This is a genomic window from Tenacibaculum caenipelagi (assembly GCF_004363005.1).
Classification (GTDB): domain Bacteria; phylum Bacteroidota; class Bacteroidia; order Flavobacteriales; family Flavobacteriaceae; genus Polaribacter; species Polaribacter caenipelagi.
The window spans coordinates 139599-160186 of the sequence record NZ_SNYH01000007.1 but is presented as its reverse complement, the minus strand read 5'-3'; the positions used below and the strand labels follow the sequence as shown (position 1 = coordinate 160186).

The 20588-nt window shown below is 32.4% G+C and carries 24 protein-coding genes; 12 read left to right on the top strand and 12 right to left on the bottom strand.

Annotation, left to right across the window (positions count from 1 at the left end):
- Positions 1 to 19: 19 nt before the first annotated feature.
- A complete protein-coding gene (locus DFQ07_RS14995) occupies positions 20 to 601 on the bottom strand; it encodes a HupE/UreJ family protein (protein WP_133538068.1) in 582 nt (193 codons plus the stop codon).
- Positions 602 to 610: 9 nt separating this feature from the next.
- Positions 611 to 1072: an Lrp/AsnC ligand binding domain-containing protein gene (locus DFQ07_RS14990; RefSeq protein ID WP_133538067.1), complete on the bottom strand. Its 462-nt coding sequence runs from the start codon at positions 1070 to 1072 to the stop codon at positions 611 to 613.
- A 105-nt stretch (positions 1073 to 1177) separates the two neighbouring features.
- Between DFQ07_RS14990 and DFQ07_RS14985 the strand changes: the two genes are divergently transcribed.
- Genes DFQ07_RS14985 through DFQ07_RS14965 form a run of 5 tightly spaced genes read left to right on the top strand, consistent with a single transcriptional unit; the run spans position 1178 to position 4000 of the window.
- A complete protein-coding gene (locus DFQ07_RS14985) occupies positions 1178 to 1687 on the top strand; it encodes a DUF2975 domain-containing protein (protein ID WP_133538066.1) in 510 nt (169 codons plus the stop codon).
- Between the two features lie 2 nt (positions 1688 to 1689).
- Entirely contained in the window at positions 1690 to 1896 is a 207-nt protein-coding gene (locus DFQ07_RS14980) for a helix-turn-helix domain-containing protein (RefSeq protein WP_047789930.1), read from the top strand.
- Between the two features lie 28 nt (positions 1897 to 1924).
- Positions 1925 to 3181 (top strand): Y-family DNA polymerase, encoded by a 1257-nt coding sequence (locus DFQ07_RS14975; protein ID WP_133538065.1) that lies wholly within the window; start codon positions 1925 to 1927, stop codon positions 3179 to 3181.
- Positions 3182 to 3184: 3 nt separating this feature from the next.
- Positions 3185 to 3622 (top strand): LexA family protein, encoded by a 438-nt coding sequence (locus DFQ07_RS14970; protein ID WP_133538064.1) that lies wholly within the window; start codon positions 3185 to 3187, stop codon positions 3620 to 3622.
- A 51-nt stretch (positions 3623 to 3673) separates the two neighbouring features.
- Positions 3674 to 4000, top strand: coding sequence for a hypothetical protein (locus DFQ07_RS14965; protein WP_133538063.1), 327 nt, complete (start codon positions 3674 to 3676; stop codon positions 3998 to 4000).
- A 77-nt stretch (positions 4001 to 4077) separates the two neighbouring features.
- Here the strand turns inward: DFQ07_RS14965 and DFQ07_RS14960 are convergent, their stop codons facing one another.
- Positions 4078 to 4488: a BrxA/BrxB family bacilliredoxin gene (locus tag DFQ07_RS14960; protein WP_133538062.1), complete on the bottom strand. Its 411-nt coding sequence runs from the start codon at positions 4486 to 4488 to the stop codon at positions 4078 to 4080.
- A 116-nt stretch (positions 4489 to 4604) separates the two neighbouring features.
- On the opposite strand from DFQ07_RS14960, the gene DFQ07_RS14955 reads away from it, so the two are divergent.
- The 7 genes from DFQ07_RS14955 to DFQ07_RS14925 all read left to right on the top strand — a co-directional run bounded on the left by DFQ07_RS14955 (position 4605) and on the right by DFQ07_RS14925 (position 13332).
- The gene (locus DFQ07_RS14955; protein ID WP_133538061.1) at positions 4605 to 5363 is read left to right on the top strand and encodes a TerB family tellurite resistance protein; all 759 of its coding nucleotides are present in this window, start codon (positions 4605 to 4607) and stop codon (positions 5361 to 5363) included.
- A gap of 125 nt (positions 5364 to 5488) precedes the next feature.
- Positions 5489 to 8893, top strand: coding sequence for an isoleucine--tRNA ligase (gene ileS / locus DFQ07_RS14950; RefSeq protein WP_133538060.1), 3405 nt, complete (start codon positions 5489 to 5491; stop codon positions 8891 to 8893).
- Between the two features lie 4 nt (positions 8894 to 8897).
- Positions 8898 to 9275: a TraR/DksA family transcriptional regulator gene (locus DFQ07_RS14945; RefSeq protein ID WP_133538059.1), complete on the top strand. Its 378-nt coding sequence runs from the start codon at positions 8898 to 8900 to the stop codon at positions 9273 to 9275.
- Between the two features lie 52 nt (positions 9276 to 9327).
- Positions 9328 to 9978, top strand: coding sequence for a hypothetical protein (locus DFQ07_RS14940; RefSeq protein ID WP_133538058.1), 651 nt, complete (start codon positions 9328 to 9330; stop codon positions 9976 to 9978).
- Positions 9979 to 10066: 88 nt separating this feature from the next.
- Positions 10067 to 11962: a M61 family metallopeptidase gene (locus tag DFQ07_RS14935; RefSeq protein ID WP_133538057.1), complete on the top strand. Its 1896-nt coding sequence runs from the start codon at positions 10067 to 10069 to the stop codon at positions 11960 to 11962.
- Positions 11963 to 12088: 126 nt separating this feature from the next.
- Entirely contained in the window at positions 12089 to 12685 is a 597-nt protein-coding gene (locus tag DFQ07_RS14930; RefSeq protein WP_133538056.1) for a lipoprotein signal peptidase, read from the top strand.
- 44 nt (positions 12686 to 12729) lie between these two features.
- Complete coding sequence (locus tag DFQ07_RS14925) at positions 12730 to 13332, top strand: DUF4230 domain-containing protein (protein WP_133538055.1); 603 nt, start codon at positions 12730 to 12732, stop codon at positions 13330 to 13332.
- Here DFQ07_RS14925 and DFQ07_RS14920 read toward each other — a convergent pair.
- The 9 genes from DFQ07_RS14920 to pdxA form a co-directional block, all read right to left on the bottom strand.
- The gene (locus DFQ07_RS14920) at positions 13329 to 13742 is read right to left on the bottom strand and encodes a DUF6691 family protein (RefSeq protein WP_133538054.1); all 414 of its coding nucleotides are present in this window, start codon (positions 13740 to 13742) and stop codon (positions 13329 to 13331) included. The genes DFQ07_RS14925 and DFQ07_RS14920 overlap by 4 nt on opposite strands.
- A gap of 1 nt (position 13743) precedes the next feature.
- Positions 13744 to 14304 carry a YeeE/YedE family protein gene (locus tag DFQ07_RS14915; protein ID WP_133538053.1) on the bottom strand — a complete coding sequence of 187 codons (561 nt, stop codon included), beginning with the start codon at positions 14302 to 14304 and terminating at the stop codon, positions 13744 to 13746.
- Positions 14304 to 15542, bottom strand: a complete 1239-nt coding sequence (locus DFQ07_RS14910; RefSeq protein ID WP_133538052.1) for a 3-deoxy-D-manno-octulosonic acid transferase — start codon at positions 15540 to 15542, stop codon at positions 14304 to 14306. Before DFQ07_RS14910 ends, DFQ07_RS14915 begins: the two co-directional genes overlap by 1 nt.
- Positions 15543 to 15612: 70 nt before the next feature.
- Positions 15613 to 16950 carry an acetyl-CoA carboxylase biotin carboxylase subunit gene (accC, locus tag DFQ07_RS14905; protein ID WP_133538051.1) on the bottom strand — a complete coding sequence of 446 codons (1338 nt, stop codon included), beginning with the start codon at positions 16948 to 16950 and terminating at the stop codon, positions 15613 to 15615.
- Positions 16951 to 17046: 96 nt separating this feature from the next.
- Positions 17047 to 17529 carry an acetyl-CoA carboxylase biotin carboxyl carrier protein gene (accB, locus tag DFQ07_RS14900; RefSeq protein WP_133538050.1) on the bottom strand — a complete coding sequence of 161 codons (483 nt, stop codon included), beginning with the start codon at positions 17527 to 17529 and terminating at the stop codon, positions 17047 to 17049.
- A gap of 23 nt (positions 17530 to 17552) precedes the next feature.
- A complete protein-coding gene (locus tag DFQ07_RS14895; RefSeq protein WP_133538049.1) occupies positions 17553 to 18548 on the bottom strand; it encodes a beta-ketoacyl-ACP synthase III in 996 nt (331 codons plus the stop codon).
- Between the two features lie 151 nt (positions 18549 to 18699).
- On the bottom strand, positions 18700 to 18894 hold the full coding sequence (gene rpmF, locus DFQ07_RS14890; protein ID WP_028892219.1) for a 50S ribosomal protein L32: 195 nt from the start codon (positions 18892 to 18894) through the stop codon (positions 18700 to 18702).
- 8 nt (positions 18895 to 18902) lie between these two features.
- Positions 18903 to 19439, bottom strand: a complete 537-nt coding sequence (locus DFQ07_RS14885; RefSeq protein ID WP_133538048.1) for a YceD family protein — start codon at positions 19437 to 19439, stop codon at positions 18903 to 18905.
- A 74-nt stretch (positions 19440 to 19513) separates the two neighbouring features.
- On the bottom strand, positions 19514 to 20548 hold the full coding sequence (pdxA, locus tag DFQ07_RS14880) for a 4-hydroxythreonine-4-phosphate dehydrogenase PdxA (protein ID WP_133538047.1): 1035 nt from the start codon (positions 20546 to 20548) through the stop codon (positions 19514 to 19516).
- Between the last annotated feature and the right edge of the window lie 40 nt (positions 20549 to 20588).

The following is a 20588-nucleotide window of genomic DNA, read 5'->3' as shown; positions in this document are numbered from 1 at the left end:
TTAGTTGGACGTTAATTTTTTACCAAAAAACACGGTTAAACATCATTTGCAAGGCAAAGCCAATTACAATAGAAGAAGTAATCAATATCCAATCGCGACGATTTACACCAAAGATTGATTGTACCAAGACACCAATTAATAAAATCCCCAAAACAATAATAATTTGTGCAGCTTCTACACCTAAGGCAAATTCTAATAAAGGAAATAACTTATCAGAAGTTCTTCCTATTATACCTTTAAAATAGTTTGAAAAACCAAATCCGTGAATTAACCCAAAAAATAAAGCAAAAAATAAATTTTGATTTTCTTTTCCTACCGATGCTTTTTTAGCGGTTAATACATTCATTAAGCCTGTAACAAAAATAGTAAGAGGGATTAAAAATTCGATTAAATCTGCTCGTACACTTAGGATTCTGTATGCTGAAAGTGCTAAGGTTATTGAGTGACCAATGGTAAATAAGGTGATTAGCCATAATACTTTAGGCCACTGCTTAAATTGATATACAACCGCTAGTACAACTAAGAATAAAATGTGGTCATAGGCTTTGAAGTCTAATACATGAAACAAGCCTGTTTTAAAGTAGAAGATAAAATCGTTCATTCGGGGTTTTTAAATTTTTATTTGTCGATCTATTTGTTGGTCTAAAGATATAAAAGTTTCGGTTCTTGAAACTCCTTTTATGGTTTGAATATCCTTATTTAACAAATGCATTAAGTCTTCGTTGTTCTTACACAGTATTTTAATAAAAATAGCATAATTACCCGTGGTGTAATGGCTCTCTACAATTTCGGGAATTTCTTTTAAACGTTTAATGGCAGAAGAGTATAAGCTAGCGGAGTCTAAAAATACACCAACAAAAGCGGTGGTGGTATATCCTAATGCTTTTGGGTTTAATACCATTTTATAGCCTTCGATTAAATCAGACTCTTCTAATTTTCGTAATCGTTGATGAATAGCAGCTCCTGATATACCCACTTCACGAGCAATACTTAAAATAGGGGTGCGGGCATCATTAACTAATCGTTTGATAATGATTTTATCTATTCCGTCAATTTTTAATTTTCTAACCATATAACAAAAATAGGGAAAGTTTTATTATCATAATAAAATAAAAAATTATTGTTTTTCGATAATTTTATTATATTTGAAAAGTCAAAATAATATAAATGCAACAAAATGAAAACAATATCAATTTTAAAGAAGTTAATTAATATTTATTATTATTTAATACTGATTAGTTTAGTAGGTACAGTATTTGGAATAGGAGTGTTTTTCTTAACAAGGAACAAAGAAATGAACCCCAAAATTCTTGGGACATATGTTGATTTTAATAAACTTACTTATCCTAAAATAATAATAGTTTTGATAATAATTATTGTGCTTTATTATGTTTATATAAAAGCAATTAATTTATTGAGGAATAGTTTAGGGGATTTGTCTTCAGGGAATTATTTTTCAGAACTAATCATTAATAATTTTAACAAAATAGGAAAACTATTTTTATTTAGTAGTGTTATAGAATTGGTGGGTAAAATTATTTTTGGTTTTTTACTTGAGGCAAAGTTTAAATTTGAGTTAGATTCATCAATGTTTTTATTTTTAATAATGGGGCTTTTTTTCTTGTTTTTGAGTGAAGTGTTTGCGAAAGCTAAGAGAATAGAAGAAGAAAATGATTTAACCATATAAGTATGCCAATTATTGTAAATTTAGACGTAATGCTTGCTAAACGGAAGATGAAAAGCAAAGAACTGGCAGAAATTGTAGGGATAACTACGGCGAATTTATCAATCTTAAAATCAGGAAAAGCCAAGGCTATTCGTTTTTCAACATTAGAAGCTATTTGCAAAGCATTAGATTGCCAACCAGCAGATATTTTAGAGTTTGTAGAGGAGTAAAAACAGAAGATTCTGTACCTTTACAGTTATGTATGCGTTGGTAGATTGTAATAACTTTTATGTTTCTTGCGAGCGGGTTTTTAATCCGAATTTGCAAGGAAAACCTGTAGCTATTTTAAGTAATAATGACGGTTGTGTTATTTCAATGAGTGACGAAGCAAAAGAACTTGAACTTCCATTTGGAGCCCCGATTTTTAAATGGAATCAGTTTTGTAAAAACAATCAAATAACTGTATTGTCGTCAAATTATCCGTTGTATGGTGATATGAGTGCGCGAGTGATGAAAATTTTAGAGCAGTTTTCACCTGATGTTGAGGTATATTCTATCGATGAGGCGTTTCTCCAATTTAAAGGTTTTGATGAATGCGATTTTGATTCTTATGGAACAAGAATCAGAAGCACAATATTGCAATGGACAGGTATTCCAACTTGTGTAGGAATTGCGCCAACCAAGGCATTGAGTAAAGTAGCAAATAAAATAGCACGGAAGTTCCCGAAAGAAACAGGAGGTGTCTATGTAATCGATTCCGAAGAAAAAAGAATCAAGGCTTTGCAATGGATATCTATAGATAAAGTATGGGGAATTGGTAGAGGTCTCCAAAAAAGGTTACAAGCTAAAGGGTGTGTAAAAGCGTATGATTTTACGCAATTGGATGATGATTGGGTACTAAAAAATTTATCCATTACAGGTTGGAAGTTAAAAAAAGACTTAGAAGGAGATTCGAAAATAGAACTGGATGAGCCTACCAACAAAAAAGCAATAGCAACAACCCGAAGTTTTGAGTATACATTTTCAGATTTAGATAATATTAAAGAAAGGATTTCAACCTTTGCAGCGAGTTGTGCAGAGAAATTGCGTAAGCAAAATTCTAGTTGTCATATGGTAATTGTATTGCTACGTAGTGATTATCATAAAAAAGATACAGAACAACATCGAGTGAGTAAAACAGAGGTATTTCCATATCCAACAAATTCAACATTAACAATAAGTAAAAGTGCAGTAGAGGTGGTTAGTACTATTTTTAAAAAAGGAGTACAATATAAAAGAGCAGGCGTTATTGTAACAGGTTTGGTGCCTTCAGACAATTATCAACTAGATATGTTTTCTCATGAAAACCCAAAGCACGCTTCTTTAATGAGTGTGATTGATAAACTCAATCAAACCTATAAGGCAGATAAGATTAAATTAGCCAATCAAGATTTACAACGTACTTGGAAGATGCGTCAAGAGCGATTATCTCCAAGATATACAACCAATATTAACGATATTATCAAGGTAAAATAGATTATGAATACATCAGATGCATTGACATTTTTATTGCCAAAAGAATTAAACGGAAGTGAAGGAGCTGTTTTTATGGATATTGGTATTTCTGCTGGATTTCCTTCTCCTGCAGATGATTTTAGAGAAACACGTATTTCGTTAGATGAAGAACTTATTAGAAACAAAGAAGCTACTTTTTTTGCACGTGTAAGTGGACAATCGATGATTGGTGCAGGTTTAGATGATAATGATTTATTAGTGATTGATAGAAGTATTCCACCAACGAATAATAAAATTGCGGTTTGTTTTTTAGATGGAGAGTTTACCGTAAAACGTTTGCGTGTAGAAGGAAGTGAGGTATGGTTACAACCCGAAAATCCAGATTATCCAATTATAAAAATTACCGAAGAAAATAATTTTATTATTTGGGGAATTGTTACTAATGTGATTAAGAAAGTGTAGAAAGGTAAAACACTGTTTAATTTTATTAGATTTGTTTAAATTGTGAAAACTATGGATGAATCTAAATTTAAAAAATTGTATACTAAAGAGTATACAGAATTTATTAAAAGCTCTTTTCCTGAACTTAGGAAAGTTAAAAAGGAATTTCCTGAATTTTTAGACACTCAAATAGGTTATTACGAGTCTTTGATAATGAATGAAGCAGATAATGTTGTTTTGAAAACAATAATTAAGCATAATGTTAAGCTTTCAGATGTTTTTGGAGAAGGGTATGAGCAAGAATTTATGTTGAATAAACTTATTTTAAAATGCTGGTCTATTCAACCGAGTATAAGAAAAAGGGTGTTTGATACTTTTGTTTCTGCTGAACTTTATTAAAAATATAAACAATAAAAAAATCCAGCAATTTGCTGGATTTTTAGGTTTTTATTCTAAAAGCCTTGTGTCTAAAAAGATTAACAAAACTCGTCGTAAGCTGCAGCTAAATTTTGTGCGATTGCCTCTGCTGAACGTCCTTCAATATGATGGCGCTCTAACATGTGCACTAAGTTACCATCTTTAAATAAAGCAATTGCAGGTGATGATGGAGGGAAAGGAATCATATATTCTCTTGCCTTTGCAGTAGACTCTTTTTCTACTCCTGCAAAAACAGTTGTTAAATGTGTAGGAACTTTATCTGCTCCTAAAGAAGCGATAGCTCCTGGTCTTGCAGTACCTGCAGCACATCCACAAACCGAGTTAACCATTACTAAAGTTGTTCCTTCTTTGGCTAAAGCATTGTCAACATCTTCAGCAGTATATAAAGCTTCAAAACCAGCGTTGATTAATTGATCACGCATTGGTTTTACTAATTCTTCTGGATACATATTTTTGAATTAAATTTTGATACAAAGATACTGATTTTCATGGCAACAATCAACTTGAAATAGTCTATGGTCGTAGCTAGTTAATATTTTATCTTTGCTCTTTTAAATTTTTAATAATGGGAAAATTTGCAAAGTGGCTTGGTGCAGGAGCAGGCTTTACATTGGGAGGCCCTATTGGGGCTATTGTGGGGTTTGTTGTAGGGAGTTTTATTGACGGGATTTCTATAGAAGATTTTACTCAAGAGCAACAAGAATATCAGCAGAGGCAATATGAGGGTACAAGAGGAAGAGCTACTTCAGGCGATTTTGAAATTAGCTTATTAATATTAGCATCGGTAGTTATAAAAGCCGATGGAAAAATAGATCAACGAGAGTTAGATTACGTACGTATGTATTTTGTGAAAATGTATGGTAAAGATCGAGCGAATCATGCATTTAAATTGTTTAGTGGGATTATTAAAAAACAAATCTCAACACGTCAGGTTTGTTTGCAAATTCGTCAACATATGTCACATTCTACGCGATTACAATTGGTTCATTTTTTATTTGGAATAGCAAAAGCTGATGGGCAGGTAAGTGGTACTGAAGAACAAGAAATTCGAAAAATAGCAAGCTATTTATACATCAATGAATATGACTATTCATCAATAAAAGCAATGTTTTATAATGAATCTGATAGTGCGTATAAAATGCTTGAAATAACAAAACAAGCTAGTAATGATGAAATAAAAAAAGCGTATCGCAGAATGGCTAAAAAACATCATCCAGATAAGTTACAAAACTTAGGAGAAGAACATAAAAAAGGAGCAAATGAAAAGTTTCAAAAAATTCAAGTTGCATACGAACAGATTAAAAAAGAAAGAGGAATTAATTAGTTTATCTGCATAAAATTATTACTCATATCAAAAGCACCTCTAATTAGAGGTGTTTTTTTGTATCTCAAACTCAACAATTACAAGAAAATACGTAATTTCGCACATTCAATTAATATATCGACAAAATGAGTAAAAAGTTTACTGAATACAAAGGATTGGATTTACCAAAAGTAGCTGAAGAAATATTAAACTATTGGGAGGAAAACAACATCTTTGAAAAAAGTATTACTACACGTGAAGGGAACGAACCATTTGTGTTTTTTGAAGGGCCACCTTCAGCAAACGGTTTACCAGGAATTCATCACGTAATGGCACGTGCCATTAAAGATATTTTTTGTCGTTATAAAACTCAAAAAGGATATCAAGTTAAGCGTAAAGCAGGTTGGGATACCCATGGGTTACCTGTAGAATTGGGGGTTGAAAAAGAATTAGGAATCACCAAAGAAGATATTGGAACAAAAATTACAGTTGAAGAATACAACGAAGCGTGTAAAAAAGCTGTAATGCGTTATACTGATATTTGGAATGACCTAACTCAAAAAATGGGGTATTGGGTAGATATGGAAGATCCATATATTACTTATAAACCAAAGTATATGGAATCGGTTTGGTGGTTACTAAAACAAATCTATGATAAAGATTTGTTGTATAAAGGATACACTATTCAACCGTATTCACCAAAAGCAGGAACAGGGTTAAGTTCGCACGAATTAAATCAACCAGGAACCTATCAAGATGTTACTGATACTACAGTGGTAGCTCAGTTTAAAACAATTAAAGAAACGTTACCTGAGTTTTTACAAGTTGAAGGAGATGTACACTTTTTAGCATGGACAACCACTCCATGGACACTTCCTTCAAATACAGCATTAACTGTGGGGCCTAAGATTGATTATGTGTTAGTTCAATCCTTCAATCAATATACATTTGAACCAATTCAAGTAGTTTTAGCGAAAAACTTAGTAGGTAAACAATTTGCTGGAAAATTCTACGAAGTAGAAAATGCAGATGAGTTATCTGCATATGGAGCAGGAGATAAGAAAATTCCTTATTACATCGTAAAAGAATTTAAAGGAGCTGATTTAGTAGGAATTAAGTACGAGCAATTATTACCGTTTGCATTACCATTCCAAAACCCAGAAAATGCTTTTAGAGTAATTTCGGGAGATTTTGTTACGACTGAAGATGGTACAGGTATTGTGCATACTGCACCTACGTTTGGTGCCGATGATGCTTTAGTAGCAAAACAGGCAACTCCAGAAGTACCTCCAATGTTGGTGTTAGATGAAAACGAGAATCCAGTTCCATTAGTAGATTTACAAGGGAAGTTCCGTCCAGAGATGGGGGCGTTTGCTGGTAAATATGTGAAGAATGAATACTATGCTGATGGTGAAGCACCAGAAAAATCGGTAGATGTAGAATTAGCGATTCAATTAAAAGAAGAAAATAAAGCTTTTAAGGTAGAAAAATATGTACACAGTTATCCAAACTGTTGGCGTACCGATAAACCAATTTTATACTATCCATTAGATTCTTGGTTTATTAAGGTGACTGATGTAAAGGATAGAATGTTCGATTTAAATGAAACTATTAATTGGAAACCAAAGTCGACAGGAGAAGGACGTTTTGGTAACTGGTTAAAAAATGCCAATGATTGGAACTTGTCTCGTTCTCGTTTCTGGGGAATCCCGTTACCTATTTGGCGTACTGAAGACGGAACAGAGCAAATTTGTATTGGTTCTGTAGAAGAATTGAAATCAGAAATCGCAAAAGCTGTGGATGCAGGGGTAATGGCTGAAGATATTTTTGCTGATTTTGAAGTAGGAAACATGTCAGAAGACAACTATGATAAAATCGATTTACACAAAAATGTAGTTGATAAAATCATCTTAGTTTCTACATCAGGAAAACCAATGAAGCGCGAAAGCGATTTAATTGATGTTTGGTTCGATTCTGGTTCTATGCCTTATGCACAGTGGCATTATCCGTTTGAAAATAAAGAATTAATAGATAATAAAGAAAGTTACCCAGCGAACTTCATTGCAGAAGGAGTAGATCAAACTCGTGGATGGTTTTATACCTTACATGCGATTGGAACGATGGTATTTGATTCCGTTGCGTATAAAAATGTAGTATCTAACGGGTTAGTGTTAGACAAGAACGGGCAAAAAATGTCAAAACGTTTAGGAAATGCAGTCGATCCATTTACTACATTGTCAGAATTCGGTCCAGATGCTACGCGTTGGTACATGATTTCAAACGCTAATCCTTGGGATAACTTAAAATTTGATATTGCAGGAATAGAAGAGGTAAAACGTAAATTCTTCGGAACTTTATACAATACCTATTCATTCTTCTCATTATATGCTAATATTGACAATTTCACGTATAGTGAAGCCGAAATTGCAATTAATGAGCGACCAGAGATTGATCGTTGGATATTATCTGAGTTAAATACGTTAGTAGAAAAGGTAGATAAATTCTATGCAGAGTATGAACCAACCAAAGCCACCAGAGCAATTTCTGATTTTGTACAAGATCACCTAAGTAACTGGTACGTACGTTTGTGTAGAAGACGTTTCTGGAAGGGAGAGTATGCACAAGATAAAATTTCTGCATACCAAACTTTGTATACCTGTATGTTAACGGTAGCTAAATTAGGATCTCCTGTAGCTCCATTCTTTATGGATCGTTTGTATAAAGATTTAACAAAAGCAACAGGTGTAGAGAATTTTGAAAGTGTACACATTGCTGAATTTCCTAAACACAATGCTGATTTGGTTGATAAATCACTGGAGCGTAAAATGGAAAATGCACAAACGATTTCTTCATTAGTTTTATCTCTAAGAGCTAAAGAAAAAATCAAAGTACGCCAACCGTTACAGAAAATTATGATTCCAGTTTTAGACGCCACTCAGAAGGAAGAAATCTTAGCGGTAGCCGACTTAATTAAATCAGAAGTAAACGTAAAAGAAATAGAATTATTAGATGATGCTTCAGGAATTTTAGTGAAACAAATCAAGCCGAATTTTAAAGCTTTAGGGCCAAAATTTGGTAAAGATATGAAGCTGATAGCTAATAAAATACAAGGTTTCACACAGGAAAATATCTTCAAAATAGAAAAAGAAGGAGAAATTTCTGTGGAAATTAACAATAAAATGATTACTTTAGGAACCGCTGATGTGGAGATTTCATCAAAAGATATCGAAGGTTGGTTGGTAGCAAATGCAGAAGGGTTAACCGTAGCTTTAGATGTTACAATAAACGAAAATTTACGTAAAGAAGGTGTGGCAAGAGAATTGATTAATAGAATTCAAAACGCACGAAAAGACACAGGTTTAGAGGTAACCGATAAAATAAAATTAACCATTTTACAAGCTGATGATTTAAGAGAATCGGTATTGGCAAATGAAAACTACATAAAAGCAGAAACATTAACAAATGAATTAGTTTTTGTTGATGATTTAAAGAATGGTACAGAAATTGAGTTTGATACCATTAAAAGTAGAATGTTAATTGAAAAAATATAGCATTATGGAAGATGTAAAAATAAGATATTCTGATAGTGACTTGCAAGAGTTTAAGGAGATCATTACCAGAAAAATAGAAAAAGCAGAAGAAGATTTAAAATTGTTACAATCATCTTATAAAAATGGATCAGATAACGGTACCGATGATACTTCACCTACTTTTAAATCATTTGAAGAAGGGTCAGATACGATGGCCAAAGAGGCAAATATGCAATTAGCTATTCGCCAAGAAAAATTTATTCGTGACTTAAAGAATGCTTTGGTTCGTATAGAAAATAAGACCTATGGTATTTGTAGAGTTACAGGTAAACTGATACAAAAAGAACGCTTAAAATTAGTGCCTCATGCTACTCTAAGTATTGAAGCTAAGCGTAAACAATAATCTGTGTAAATAACTATTAAAAGCCTCTTTTAGAGGCTTTTTTTATTTTTATATGAAGAATTTTATTTTTTTAATAGTTGTACTCATCAGTAATTCATTTCTTTTTTGTCAGGAAAAAATTATACAAAAAAGAAGTATACTAAAAGAAGAATTCGAAATTGTTACGTATGGGTTAGATGATATTGTTCTTGAAAATTCCGAGAATGATGAATTAGAGGTAGTGTTATATGATGAAAACCCAAATACACATAATATTTTATTTAAAGAAGAAGAAAGCGTTTTGAAAATTGAATTTGAGCTTAATTTTTTACCAATTCAAGATGGTGTTTTTAGAAAGTATATTACAAAACGATTGCAAAGAGCTTGGGCTTTAGTTAAAATTCCTAAAAACAAAAAAATAACCCTTCATGGAAAGACAATAGGAGTAACTTCGAAAAGTTACCAAGGAGAATTAAGTATATATATTGAAAGAGGAAATGTTCAATTAAATACTATTTCAAGAAGTACTATTGTTCATCTTTTTCAAGGAAATGTCTTTGCAAAAACATCAAATGTTGGATTAAATTTTGTAACGAATAAAGGAGCAATTATTATAAATGAAGAAAAAAAAGTTTCTCCATATAGAAAAACAATACCATCTTCTCTAAAACATCTAACTATAAATTCTATACATGCCAACATCAATATACAGGCTGAGCAGTGAATTTGTAGAAATTAACAAAATTTTATAGAGTTACCATGTAACAAACAGTATTGTTTGCTGTCTAATTCTTAATAAATAAACTTTAAAAATGAACAAAATTATACTAACCACCGCTATAGCAGCATTTTTACTTACTAGTTGTAGTTCTGTAAAAAAAACAGCTACTAATGATTTGGCTATTGATAATCCTATAGTAACTACTTTAGATTTAACTAAAGTTACTAATGATAAGGTGCCTGTAACTATTAACCCAGGACGTTTTTCTACAGATAAAGTAGTATATAGACTTCCTAGAGTGGTACAAGGAACGTATTCTGTAAGCGATTTTGGAAAATATATAGACGATTTTAAAGCGTATGATTATGATGGTAACGAGATAGAGGTAAAAAAAATTGATACCAATACTTGGGAAATCAATGAAGCAAAGAAACTAGATAAAGTAGCATATTTAGTTAATGATACTTTTGATATGGAAGTTAAAGGAGGAATTGGAGGAGAAACTCCATTTTCACCAGCTGGAACAAATATTGAATCAACTAATTATGTATTAAATCTTCATGGATTTGTTGGGTATTTCGATTCTTTAAAAAACAACCAATACAAGTTAGATGTTGTTTCTCCTTCTAAATTTAAAAGAACTTCAGCTTTACAAGAAGTAAATACCAAAACGAGTGAAGATGGTTCAACATTAACGTCTACTTATTTTGCACCTCGTTATTTTGATATTACTGATAACCCAATGTTTTATGGAGAGTTAGACGTTCAAGAGTTTAAAGTAGGTGATATTAAAATTGTATTAAGTGTATATTCACCAAATAAAAAACATTCAGCAGAAAAGATTAAGGCTGTAATGGAAAAAATGATGCAAGCACAAAAAGCGTATTTAGGAAGCATCAATAGCACTGCTCGTTATGATATCTATTTATATTTATCTGACGGAACAGAAAAAGCTCCTAAAGGTTTTGGAGCTTTAGAGCATCATACATCAACAGTAGTAGTATTACCTGAAGCTATGCCTGACCAGGCTTTAGCAAAAAGTATGATTGACGTGGTGTCTCACGAATTTTTCCATATCGTAACTCCATTGAGTGTTCACTCAGAAGATGTACATTATTTCGATTATAATCAACCAACATTCTCTAAGCATTTATGGATGTATGAAGGAATTACAGAGTATTTTGCTACTTTATTCCAAGTAAACCAAGGTTTAGTTTCAGAAGACGAGTTTTATCAAAAAATCATGGGTAAAATTAAAACAGCATCTTCTATGAACGATACAATGAGTTTTACCAAAATGAGTGAAAATGTATTAGACGAACCTTATGCTTCTCAGTATTACAATGTGTACCAAAAAGGAGCTTTAATAGGGATGTGTATTGATATCTTAATGCGTGAAGAGAGCAACGGGAATAGAGGAGTACTATCGTTAATGAAAGAGCTATCATTAAAATATGGGAAAAACAAACCGTTTGAAGATGATAAGTTAATTGAAGAAATTACAGCAATGACTTATCCGTCAATAGGAGCGTTTTTAAATACCCATGTTGTAGGGAATACTCCGATTAATTATAATGAGTTTTTTGCAAAAGCAGGATTGACGTTAGAAGAATCAAAAGTAAAGACGAATTATATTCAAAACAATGGTGCTATGATTGTTAAGGCAGATAAAGCTACAGAAACTGTCCGATTTACTGATGCGGTAAAAGCCAATAGTTTTTGGGCAGAAAATGGAGCACAACCTAATGATGCTATTAAAGAAGTTGATGGGGTTGCTGTAACTAAAGAAACAGCCAATCAGGTTTTTACGAATATGTATATGTGGCAACCAGGAAAAGAAGTTGAGGTTAAGCTAGATAGAGACGGAAAAGAAGTGGTAATTAAAACAACACTAACTCAATCGTATACAACAGGCACTAGTTTAAAAGAAAACCCAAATGCTACTCAACAACAAAATGAGTTGAGAAAAGCTTGGTTAAAAGGTTAATCACTTAGCCATATCAATATAAAAAAGACCAATGACCTTCAATGTTTATTGGTCTTTCTTTCTAAAAAAGAAGTATCAAAAACATAAGAATAGTTTTCTTATTTTTGTTTCCATTAATTTGAAATAATGTCTAAAAAACACATCGCAATACTTACGGTAGTTTTGGCAATTTTAATTGACCAAATAAGTAAAATATATATCAAAACCCATTTTCAATTAGGAGATGAATTCAAGGTGTTGGGTATGGATTGGTTTAGAATCCGTTTTACTGAAAACAATGGAATGGCTTGGGGATTTGAGTTCGGCGGAAAAGCTGGTAAGTTGTTTTTAACATTGTTCAGAATTGTTGCAGTTACTGGTATTATGTACTGGTTATGGCAAACTATTAAGAAAAAATCGCATACTGCAGTAATTGTAGCAATATCGCTAATTTTAGCAGGTGCTGTAGGAAATATTATCGATTCTGTTTTTTATGGAGTAATTTTCGATTCTTCGTACCATAATGTGGCGACACTTTTTTCTGATAACCCTTACGGAGAATGGTTTCATGGTAAAGTGGTAGATATGTTGTATTTCCCAATTTATGAAGGCGAAAGCTTTACTTTTTTTAATGCTATTTTTAATGGTGCCGACTCTTGGATAACTATTGGTGTAGCTTTACTTATTTTATTTAACAAGCAAGCATTTCCTAAAGAGGAAAAAGAAATAGAACAAACTTCGTAAAGCACTTTAGATACTTTTTCTATATTTATAGAAAAAAGGACTACATGCGTTTTTTAAAATACATTGCTGTTTTTGTATTAGGATTTTTAATTGCAAAATTTTGGTACGATAAAAAAGAGAAAAAATATAAGCAAGAAGAAATTCAAGTAGTTGTAAACGGTATTCAAAACCTAAGTAAATTGGTAGTTTCTGAAGGAAGTTTTTCTGAAATGTACAGCTTTTCTGATGCTAAAAAATACTTTTATGGATACCTATCCTTTGAAAAAAAGGCAATGCTTTCAGTAAACGCGAAGGTTGAGGTTGGTTATGATTTATCTAAATTAGAAATTCAGATCGATAGTATTGGTAAACAGATTATCATTAACAAAATTCCTAAAGAAGAAATCGTTATTTCTCCAGATATTAAGTATTTTGATTTACAACAAAGTCAGTTCAATACTTTTTCTAAAGAAGAGCTTAATAAGCTCAATGCTAAAGCGATTGAAAAGATTCAATCGACAATCACTGTGTCTCGACTACAAAAAGACGCTAAAACACGTTTATTTGAAGAATTATCGAAAATTTACCAACTTTCTAAAATCTACAACTGGAAAGTTGTGGATAATACCAGTTCTAATGTATTTGAACCTTTATCGATTAAAGATTAATTAGGTAACTTCTTACTTAACAATCCATAAATAAAAGCTCCTAAGACGGCTCCTAAAAGAACAATAATCATTGGGAGTATACCATGTCCAATCAATACAAATATTGGAGCAGGACAAGCGCCAGCTAATGCCCAACCTAATCCAAAGAGGGTTCCTCCAACTAAAGTTCTTATAAAACCTTTTTGTTTCTCTTTTATATTGATTTGGTTTCCTAAGTAATCTTTGATTTTTCCACTTTTAAAGAAGTACATAAAAATCATTGAAATGGTTACCGCAGAACCAATAATTCCGTACATATGAAATGATTGGAATTTGAACATTTCGTAAATACGATACCACGAAACAGCTTCAGATTTAGATAGGATAATTCCAAAAATAATTCCGATAAGTAAAAATTTTATATTTTTCATTTTAACCAAAAATTAAAGGGAACACAACCCAAATCATTAATAAACCACCAATAAAAAAGCCAATTACTGCAATTAACGAAGGTAATTGCAAGCTACTAAGTCCTGTAATAGCATGACCAGAAGTACATCCACCAGCATATCTTGTTCCGAAACCAATTAAAATTCCTGCAATTAACAAAATGGCGAAACCTTTTAAGGTTAACATGTTATCAATGCTAAAAATTTCATTTGGCACGTATGTTTTTCCAGCATCGGCAAAACCTAAATCAGCTAATTCATTTACTGTTGTTGGGTTTAAGTCAATTCCTGTAGATGAAGACAAATAGTTAATAGCCAAATATCCACCAATTAACAAGCCTATCAAAAAAACAAGTGCCCAATCGCGCTCTTTCCAATCTTTTTTAAAGTAATCAGATATTTTGCCTGCGCCAGCAATGGTGCAGAGAGTTTCTAAGTTGGTTGATACTCCAAAGTTTTTTCCAAAGTAAAAAAAGAAGAAAAGTATTGTAGCTATAAGTGGCCCAGATACATACCAAGGCCAAGGTTGTAATATAAAATCCATTATAATGTGTTTTTTAAATAAGTGATAATGGTTTTTGTAGCACCCACATTTTTAGAAATGTAATTGTGGTTAATACTTCCCATTTGCTCTCTTAGTTTTTTGCCTGATTCTAATACAGCAAAATTACTAGAAAAATCGTTAGTATTTACAACTGTTTTAGCTCCTCCTAAAAAAAGTAAATCAACAGCTTCTTGAAATTTTTTGTATTTATTACCTCCAAAAATAACAGGAATACCATAAGTAGCAGGTTCTAAAATATTATGTAACCCAGTAGCTAACCCACCACCCACGTAGGCTACATCTGCATATGAATAAATTTTGGTAAGCAAACCAATGGTGTTAACTATAAAAACTTGATAATCGGATAGATTCTTACCTTTTTTTTCAGAATAAAGAATCGTTTTTTTATGGATAGAACGTTGTAGTTCTTTGATTTGCTTATGATCTATGTTGTGTGGAGCAATGATAAATTTTTCATGATCAGCAGCATGATTGTTGATATAGTTAACTAAAAGTTCTTCATCTTCTTTCCATGTGCTTCCTGCAACGGTAGTATATTGATTATTTTTAAATTCTGAAATAAAAGCTAAGGTATTATCTTGTTGTAGAATATCATGTACACGATCAAATCGTGTATCTCCAGCAATGGTTGCATTGTTAAATCCTATAGAATTTAATAAACTTTTTGAAGTTTCATTTTGTACAAAGAAGTGATTGAAGGCATTTAGTTTTTTACGCATAAAACCTCCATACCACTTAAAAAAGGATTGTTTTTTTCTAAAAATACCCGAAATTAAAATGGTTGGAATTTGCTGTTTTTTTAATTCAGATAATAGATTAGGCCAAAACTCATATTTTATCATAATGGCTACTTCAGGATGTATTTGTTTGATGAACTTTTTAACGTTCGTTTTAGTGTCTAACGGTAAATAACAAATCACATCAGCTAACGGATAACTTTTTCTTATTTCATATCCTGAAGGAGAAAAAAAAGTAACTACTATTTTATAGTCTGTATAAAGTTGTTTTAGTTCTTCTATAATGGGTCTCCCTTGTTCAAACTCTCCTAAAGAAGCAGCATGAAACCAAATTACTTTGTCGGTTTTAGAAATACTGTTAAGTTTAGAGAATGTTTCTTTTCTTCCTTCATAAAAGAACTTTATTTTTTTATTGAATAAAGCTATAATTGGAAGCAGTATAGATACTATTGAAAGAAGTAAGTTGTATAAAAAATTCATTATGCGAATTTATGAAATAAAAAAATCAGTGAAGTTACTCACTGATTTTTTTATTGTATGTTGAAATATATTATTTCATTTCAAAATCTTCCATGAATTTAGTGGTATAGTTACCCGCTACATAATCAGGATGATCCATTAATTGTCTGTGGAAAGGAATTGTTGTTTTTACCCCTTCAATAACATACTCATCTAATGCACGCTTCATTTTGTTTATTGCTTCTTCACGTGTTTGCGCAGTAACAATTAACTTAGAAATCATTGAATCGTAGTTAGGTGGAATCATATAACCAGCATAAACATGTGTATCAATACGAACACCATGTCCTCCTGGAGCATGATATGAAATAATTTTTCCAGGAGCAGGTCTAAATCCATTATAAGGATCTTCTGCATTAATTCTACATTCAATAGAGTGTAATTGTGGCTTGTAGTTTTTACCTGAAATTGGCACACCAGCCGCAACTAAAATTTGCTCACGAATTAAATCGTAATCTACTACTTCTTCTGTAATTGGGTGTTCTACCTGAATACGAGTGTTCATCTCCATAAAGTAGAAGTTACGGTGTTTGTCTACTAAGAATTCAACAGTTCCAGCTCCTTCGTATTTAATAAACTCAGCCGCTTTTACTGCAGCAGCTCCCATAGCATCACGTAATTCTTCCGTCATGAAAGGAGATGGAGTTTCTTCTGTTAATTTTTGGTGACGACGTTGTACCGAACAATCTCTTTCTGATAAGTGACACGCTTTACCGTAAGCATCACCAACCACTTGAATTTCGATATGGCGAGGTTCTTCAATTAACTTCTCCATATACATATCATCATTTCCAAAAGCAGCTTTTGATTCTTGTCTTGCAGAATCCCAAGCATCTTTTAAATCTTCAGCTTTCCAAACAGCACGCATTCCTTTTCCACCACCACCTGCAGAAGCTTTTAACATTACAGGATATCCTGTTTCTTCGGCGATTTTTTCACATTCTTCAAAAGTGGTAATTACACCATCACTACCTGGTACACAAGGTACACCAGCAGCTTTCATGGTAGCTTTAGCGTTAGCTTTATCTCCCATACGATCAATCATCTCAGGAGAAGCTCCAATAAACTTTATATCGTGCTCTTCACATAGTTTCGAAAACTTAGCGTTTTCAGCTAAGAAACCATATCCCGGGTGAATAGCATCAGCATTTGTAATTTCGGCAGCAGCAATGATACGATCCATTTTTAAATATGATTCGCTACTTGGTGCAGGTCCAATACAAACAGCTTCATCAGCAAATCGTACGTGTAAACTTTCGGCATCTGCTTTAGAATAAACAGCTACTGTTTTTATACCCATCTCTTTACAGGTTCTAATTACACGTAGCGCGATTTCGCCTCTATTGGCAATTAATATCTTTTTAAACATACTTTATGAGTTTATGAGTTTATACGTTAAGTGGTTTATGAGTTTAACAATTACTATTGGTAAACTTCCAAACTTTTAAACTTTCTAAACTAAATGTTATGACGGGTCTACTAAAAATAATGGTTGATCAAATTCTACTGGAGAAGAATCATCCACTAATACTTTAACGATTTTACCAGACACTTCTGATTCAATTTCGTTAAATAATTTCATTGCTTCGATAACACATACAGTATCACCAGCATTAACAGTACTACCAACTTCAACAAATGCAGGTTTGTCTGGTGATGGTTTGCGGTAAAAAGTACCAATGATCGGTGATTTTATGGTTACATATTTTGAGTCGTCTTCAGTAGCAGTTGGAGCAGCAGAGGCTGGTGTAGCAGGGGTAGCTACTGGTGCTGGAGTAATCATTTGTGGGGCAGAAGCTACAGGAGCTGCTGCTTGAATAATGGTAGTTTCAGAGGCTTCGCTTCCTGTTTTAATGGTGATTTTAATATCTTCCATTTCTAGTTTTACTTCGCTTGCACCTGATTTTGCTACAAATTTTATAAGACTTTGAATTTCTTTAATGTCCATTTTCCTAAATTTTAGTTGTTTAGTTATGAGTTATAAGCCCATTTTAAGTAGATAGATCCCCAAGTGAATCCTCCACCAAATGCGGCAAAAATTAAATTATCTCCTTTTTTCAACTCTTTTTCATAATCGGCAAGTAATAAAGGTAAAGTTGCAGAAGTAGTATTTCCGTACTTATGAATGTTCATCATTACTTTATCATCTTCTAGCCCAACTCTATTAGCTGTAGCTTCAATGATTCTTTTATTAGCTTGGTGTGGAACTAACCACTGAATATCTTCTTTTGTTAAATTGTTTCTGGTCAACATTTTTTCAGAAACGTCTGCCATATTAGATACAGCAAATTTAAACACTGTTCTTCCTTCTTGATGAACAAAGTGTTGTTTGTTTTTTACGGTTTCTTCTGATGGAGGTAAGATTGATCCACCTGCATCAATTTTTAAGAATTCACGACCAATACCATCACTTCGAAGGTATTCATCTTGTAATCCTAAGCCATCATTATTGGGTTCAAATAAAACAGCTCCGGCACCGTCACCAAAAATAATACAGGTAGCTCTATCAGTATAATCAATAATTGAAGACATTTTATCTGCACCTATTAACAATACTTTTTTATAACGCCCGCTTTCAATATACCTAGCTGCAGTAGACATACCATATAAAAAACTTGAACAAGCTGCTTGTAAGTCATAAGAAAAGGCATTAATTGCTCCAATTTTAGACGCTGTATAAGCTGCTGTCGAAGCTACTGGTAAATCGGGTGTAGCTGTGGCTACAATTACCATTTCTATATCTTCTGGATTTGTATTTGATTTTTGCAGTAAATCTTCTGCTGCTTTAATGGCCATGAAAGAGGTTCCAAGTCCATCTCCCTTTAGGATTCTTCGTTCTTTGATTCCTGTTCTAGTAGTTATCCACTCATCATTAGTGTCTACCATAGTTTCTAGCTCTTTGTTGGTTAGAGCGTACTCAGGAACGTATTTTCCTACTGCTGTTATAGCTGCAGTTATTTTAGTCATAGTTGTTTGTTTTGTCGTAAAACGAGTTTTCAAAGTAATGAAAATTATTTCACTTTTTGATAGAAAAAAACATCAAAAAGAGTAATTTTTGATGAAAAAACATAAAAAAACCCTCAATATTGAGGGTTTTTTTATGTTTTTAAACTAGTTCTTAAGCCTCAGCAGTAGCGCTTTCTAATACTACTTGACCTCTGTAATAAAGTTTTCCTTCATGCCAGTGAGCTCTGTGGTATAAATGAGCCTCTCCAGTTGTAGGATCAACAGCTATTTGAGGAACAGAAGCTTTATAGTGAGTTCTTCTTTTGTCTCTTCTAGTTTTAGATATTTTTCTCTTTGGATGTGCCATTTTATGTCTTATTTATCTGTTAGTAAATCCTTTAATTTATCCCATCTAGGGTCTGTTGATTCTTCTTCAACAGTTTTTTCTTCGTTTATTCTTAATTCTTCTAATTTTCTTAAAGCATCTGACTGCATCGAACCATCAGTTACATTTGGATGTATTCTTTTGGTTGGTACTGATAACACAATTAACTCATATATGTATTGTGCTACATTAATTTGATAAGCTTCGTATGGAAGTATCAAAATTTCATCATGTTCGTCATTAAATTCTGGTCCAAATTTAACTACTAAGTTTAAACTGCCATCAATAGGAAGGTCAAACAGTTCGTTAGTGATATCACAAGGAACATTAACAGTCCCGTTTATAGTAAAAGAAAACTCGAATAAGGTGCTTTTTTTTACAAAAGTAATATCAGCTTTTACATTAACGTCATTAAATTCGTCAAACTGAAATGCTTCAAAGAACGTTTTGCCAATTTGATACTCAAATAAATGACTTCCTTCTTTTAAACCTATAAAAGGTATGTTGAATTCTTTTAAGTCTTTCATCTACAACTATCAATTTGAGCGTGCAAAGATATAAAAAATGTTTTTATTTTTATATTTTGTACGAAAAAAATAAACTATTTTACGTTTAAAGCATTATCAGTAAGTTCCTGATACTCTTTTCGGTTCTTAAATATTTGTAATGAGGTAAATAAAGCTTCTTTAAATGATGTAGCATCTGCTTTGTTTTTACCCGAAATATCAAAGCCAGTTCCATGATCTGGAGAGGTTCTTACTTTATTTAAACCAGCTGTAAAATTTACACCATTTCCAAACGATAAAGCTTTAAAAGGAGCCAATCCTTGGTCGTGATACATTGCTAAAACACCATCAAATTGCTCATAGGTTTTAGATCCGAAGAAACCATCGGCTGCATAAGGGCCAAAAACTAGTCTACCAGATTCTTTTATTTCAGCAATGGCTGGACGAATAATTTCATCATCTTCAGTGCCAATAATTCCATTATCTCCACAATGTGGATTCAAACCTAAAACAGCAATTTTAGGTTTGTTAATATTGAAATCTTGTTTTAACGAATTGTACATGATGTCAACTTTAGACTTAATGAGTTCTGGCGTAATCGTTTCGGCTACTTTTGAAACAGGAATATGACCTGTTATCAATCCAATACGTAACTCTTCTGTCATCAAAATCATTAAACTCTTCCCTTCTAAATTTTCTTCTAAATATTCTGTATGCCCAGGGAAGTTGAATTCTTCTGATTGAATATTCTCTTTACTAATAGGAGCGGTAACAATAACATCAATCTGATTTTTTTTCAAAGCTGCTACTGCTGCTTGCAATGATTTTAAAGCGTACTTACCACCTTCTTCTGTAATGTTACCTAAATCAATCTTAACTTCTTCTTTCCAGATGTTTAATAGATTAACCTTACCGTGTACAATTTTATCAATTGAAGTAATTCCATGGATGTTGGTGTTTAGTTTTAGAACTTTTTTATGGTATGAAATTAATTTGTTCGAAGCAAATAATACAGGAGTACAAAACTCTAACATTCTTTTGTCTTCAAAAGTTTTTAAAATAATTTCGATACCAATTCCGTTGATGTCTCCAACCGAAATTCCAACAATAATTTTGTTTGCTTTATCCATAGTATACTTTCGTAGGTAAAGTTGTATTTTTGATGCTAAC

Bases quoted from the DNA above. Each gene is read 5' to 3' on its own strand.
- DFQ07_RS14995 (WP_133538068.1), bottom strand. From the start codon at position 601: ATGAACGATTTTATCTTCTACTTTAAAACAGGCTTGTTTCATGTATTA.
- DFQ07_RS14990 (WP_133538067.1), bottom strand. From the start codon at position 1,072: ATGGTTAGAAAATTAAAAATTGACGGAATAGATAAAATCATTATCAAA.
- DFQ07_RS14985 (WP_133538066.1), top strand. From the start codon at position 1,178: ATGAAAACAATATCAATTTTAAAGAAGTTAATTAATATTTATTATTAT.
- DFQ07_RS14980 (WP_047789930.1), top strand. From the start codon at position 1,690: ATGCCAATTATTGTAAATTTAGACGTAATGCTTGCTAAACGGAAGATG.
- DFQ07_RS14975 (WP_133538065.1), top strand. From the start codon at position 1,925: ATGTATGCGTTGGTAGATTGTAATAACTTTTATGTTTCTTGCGAGCGG.
- DFQ07_RS14970 (WP_133538064.1), top strand. From the start codon at position 3,185: ATGAATACATCAGATGCATTGACATTTTTATTGCCAAAAGAATTAAAC.
- DFQ07_RS14965 (WP_133538063.1), top strand. From the start codon at position 3,674: ATGGATGAATCTAAATTTAAAAAATTGTATACTAAAGAGTATACAGAA.
- DFQ07_RS14960 (WP_133538062.1), bottom strand. From the start codon at position 4,488: ATGTATCCAGAAGAATTAGTAAAACCAATGCGTGATCAATTAATCAAC.
- DFQ07_RS14955 (WP_133538061.1), top strand. From the start codon at position 4,605: ATGGGAAAATTTGCAAAGTGGCTTGGTGCAGGAGCAGGCTTTACATTG.
- ileS (WP_133538060.1), top strand. From the start codon at position 5,489: ATGAGTAAAAAGTTTACTGAATACAAAGGATTGGATTTACCAAAAGTA.
- DFQ07_RS14945 (WP_133538059.1), top strand. From the start codon at position 8,898: ATGGAAGATGTAAAAATAAGATATTCTGATAGTGACTTGCAAGAGTTT.
- DFQ07_RS14940 (WP_133538058.1), top strand. From the start codon at position 9,328: ATGAAGAATTTTATTTTTTTAATAGTTGTACTCATCAGTAATTCATTT.
- DFQ07_RS14935 (WP_133538057.1), top strand. From the start codon at position 10,067: ATGAACAAAATTATACTAACCACCGCTATAGCAGCATTTTTACTTACT.
- DFQ07_RS14930 (WP_133538056.1), top strand. From the start codon at position 12,089: ATGTCTAAAAAACACATCGCAATACTTACGGTAGTTTTGGCAATTTTA.
- DFQ07_RS14925 (WP_133538055.1), top strand. From the start codon at position 12,730: ATGCGTTTTTTAAAATACATTGCTGTTTTTGTATTAGGATTTTTAATT.
- DFQ07_RS14920 (WP_133538054.1), bottom strand. From the start codon at position 13,742: ATGAAAAATATAAAATTTTTACTTATCGGAATTATTTTTGGAATTATC.
- DFQ07_RS14915 (WP_133538053.1), bottom strand. From the start codon at position 14,304: ATGGATTTTATATTACAACCTTGGCCTTGGTATGTATCTGGGCCACTT.
- DFQ07_RS14910 (WP_133538052.1), bottom strand. From the start codon at position 15,542: ATGAATTTTTTATACAACTTACTTCTTTCAATAGTATCTATACTGCTT.
- accC (WP_133538051.1), bottom strand. From the start codon at position 16,950: ATGTTTAAAAAGATATTAATTGCCAATAGAGGCGAAATCGCGCTACGT.
- accB (WP_133538050.1), bottom strand. From the start codon at position 17,529: ATGGACATTAAAGAAATTCAAAGTCTTATAAAATTTGTAGCAAAATCA.
- DFQ07_RS14895 (WP_133538049.1), bottom strand. From the start codon at position 18,548: ATGACTAAAATAACTGCAGCTATAACAGCAGTAGGAAAATACGTTCCT.
- rpmF (WP_028892219.1), bottom strand. From the start codon at position 18,894: ATGGCACATCCAAAGAGAAAAATATCTAAAACTAGAAGAGACAAAAGA.
- DFQ07_RS14885 (WP_133538048.1), bottom strand. From the start codon at position 19,439: ATGAAAGACTTAAAAGAATTCAACATACCTTTTATAGGTTTAAAAGAA.
- pdxA (WP_133538047.1), bottom strand. From the start codon at position 20,548: ATGGATAAAGCAAACAAAATTATTGTTGGAATTTCGGTTGGAGACATC.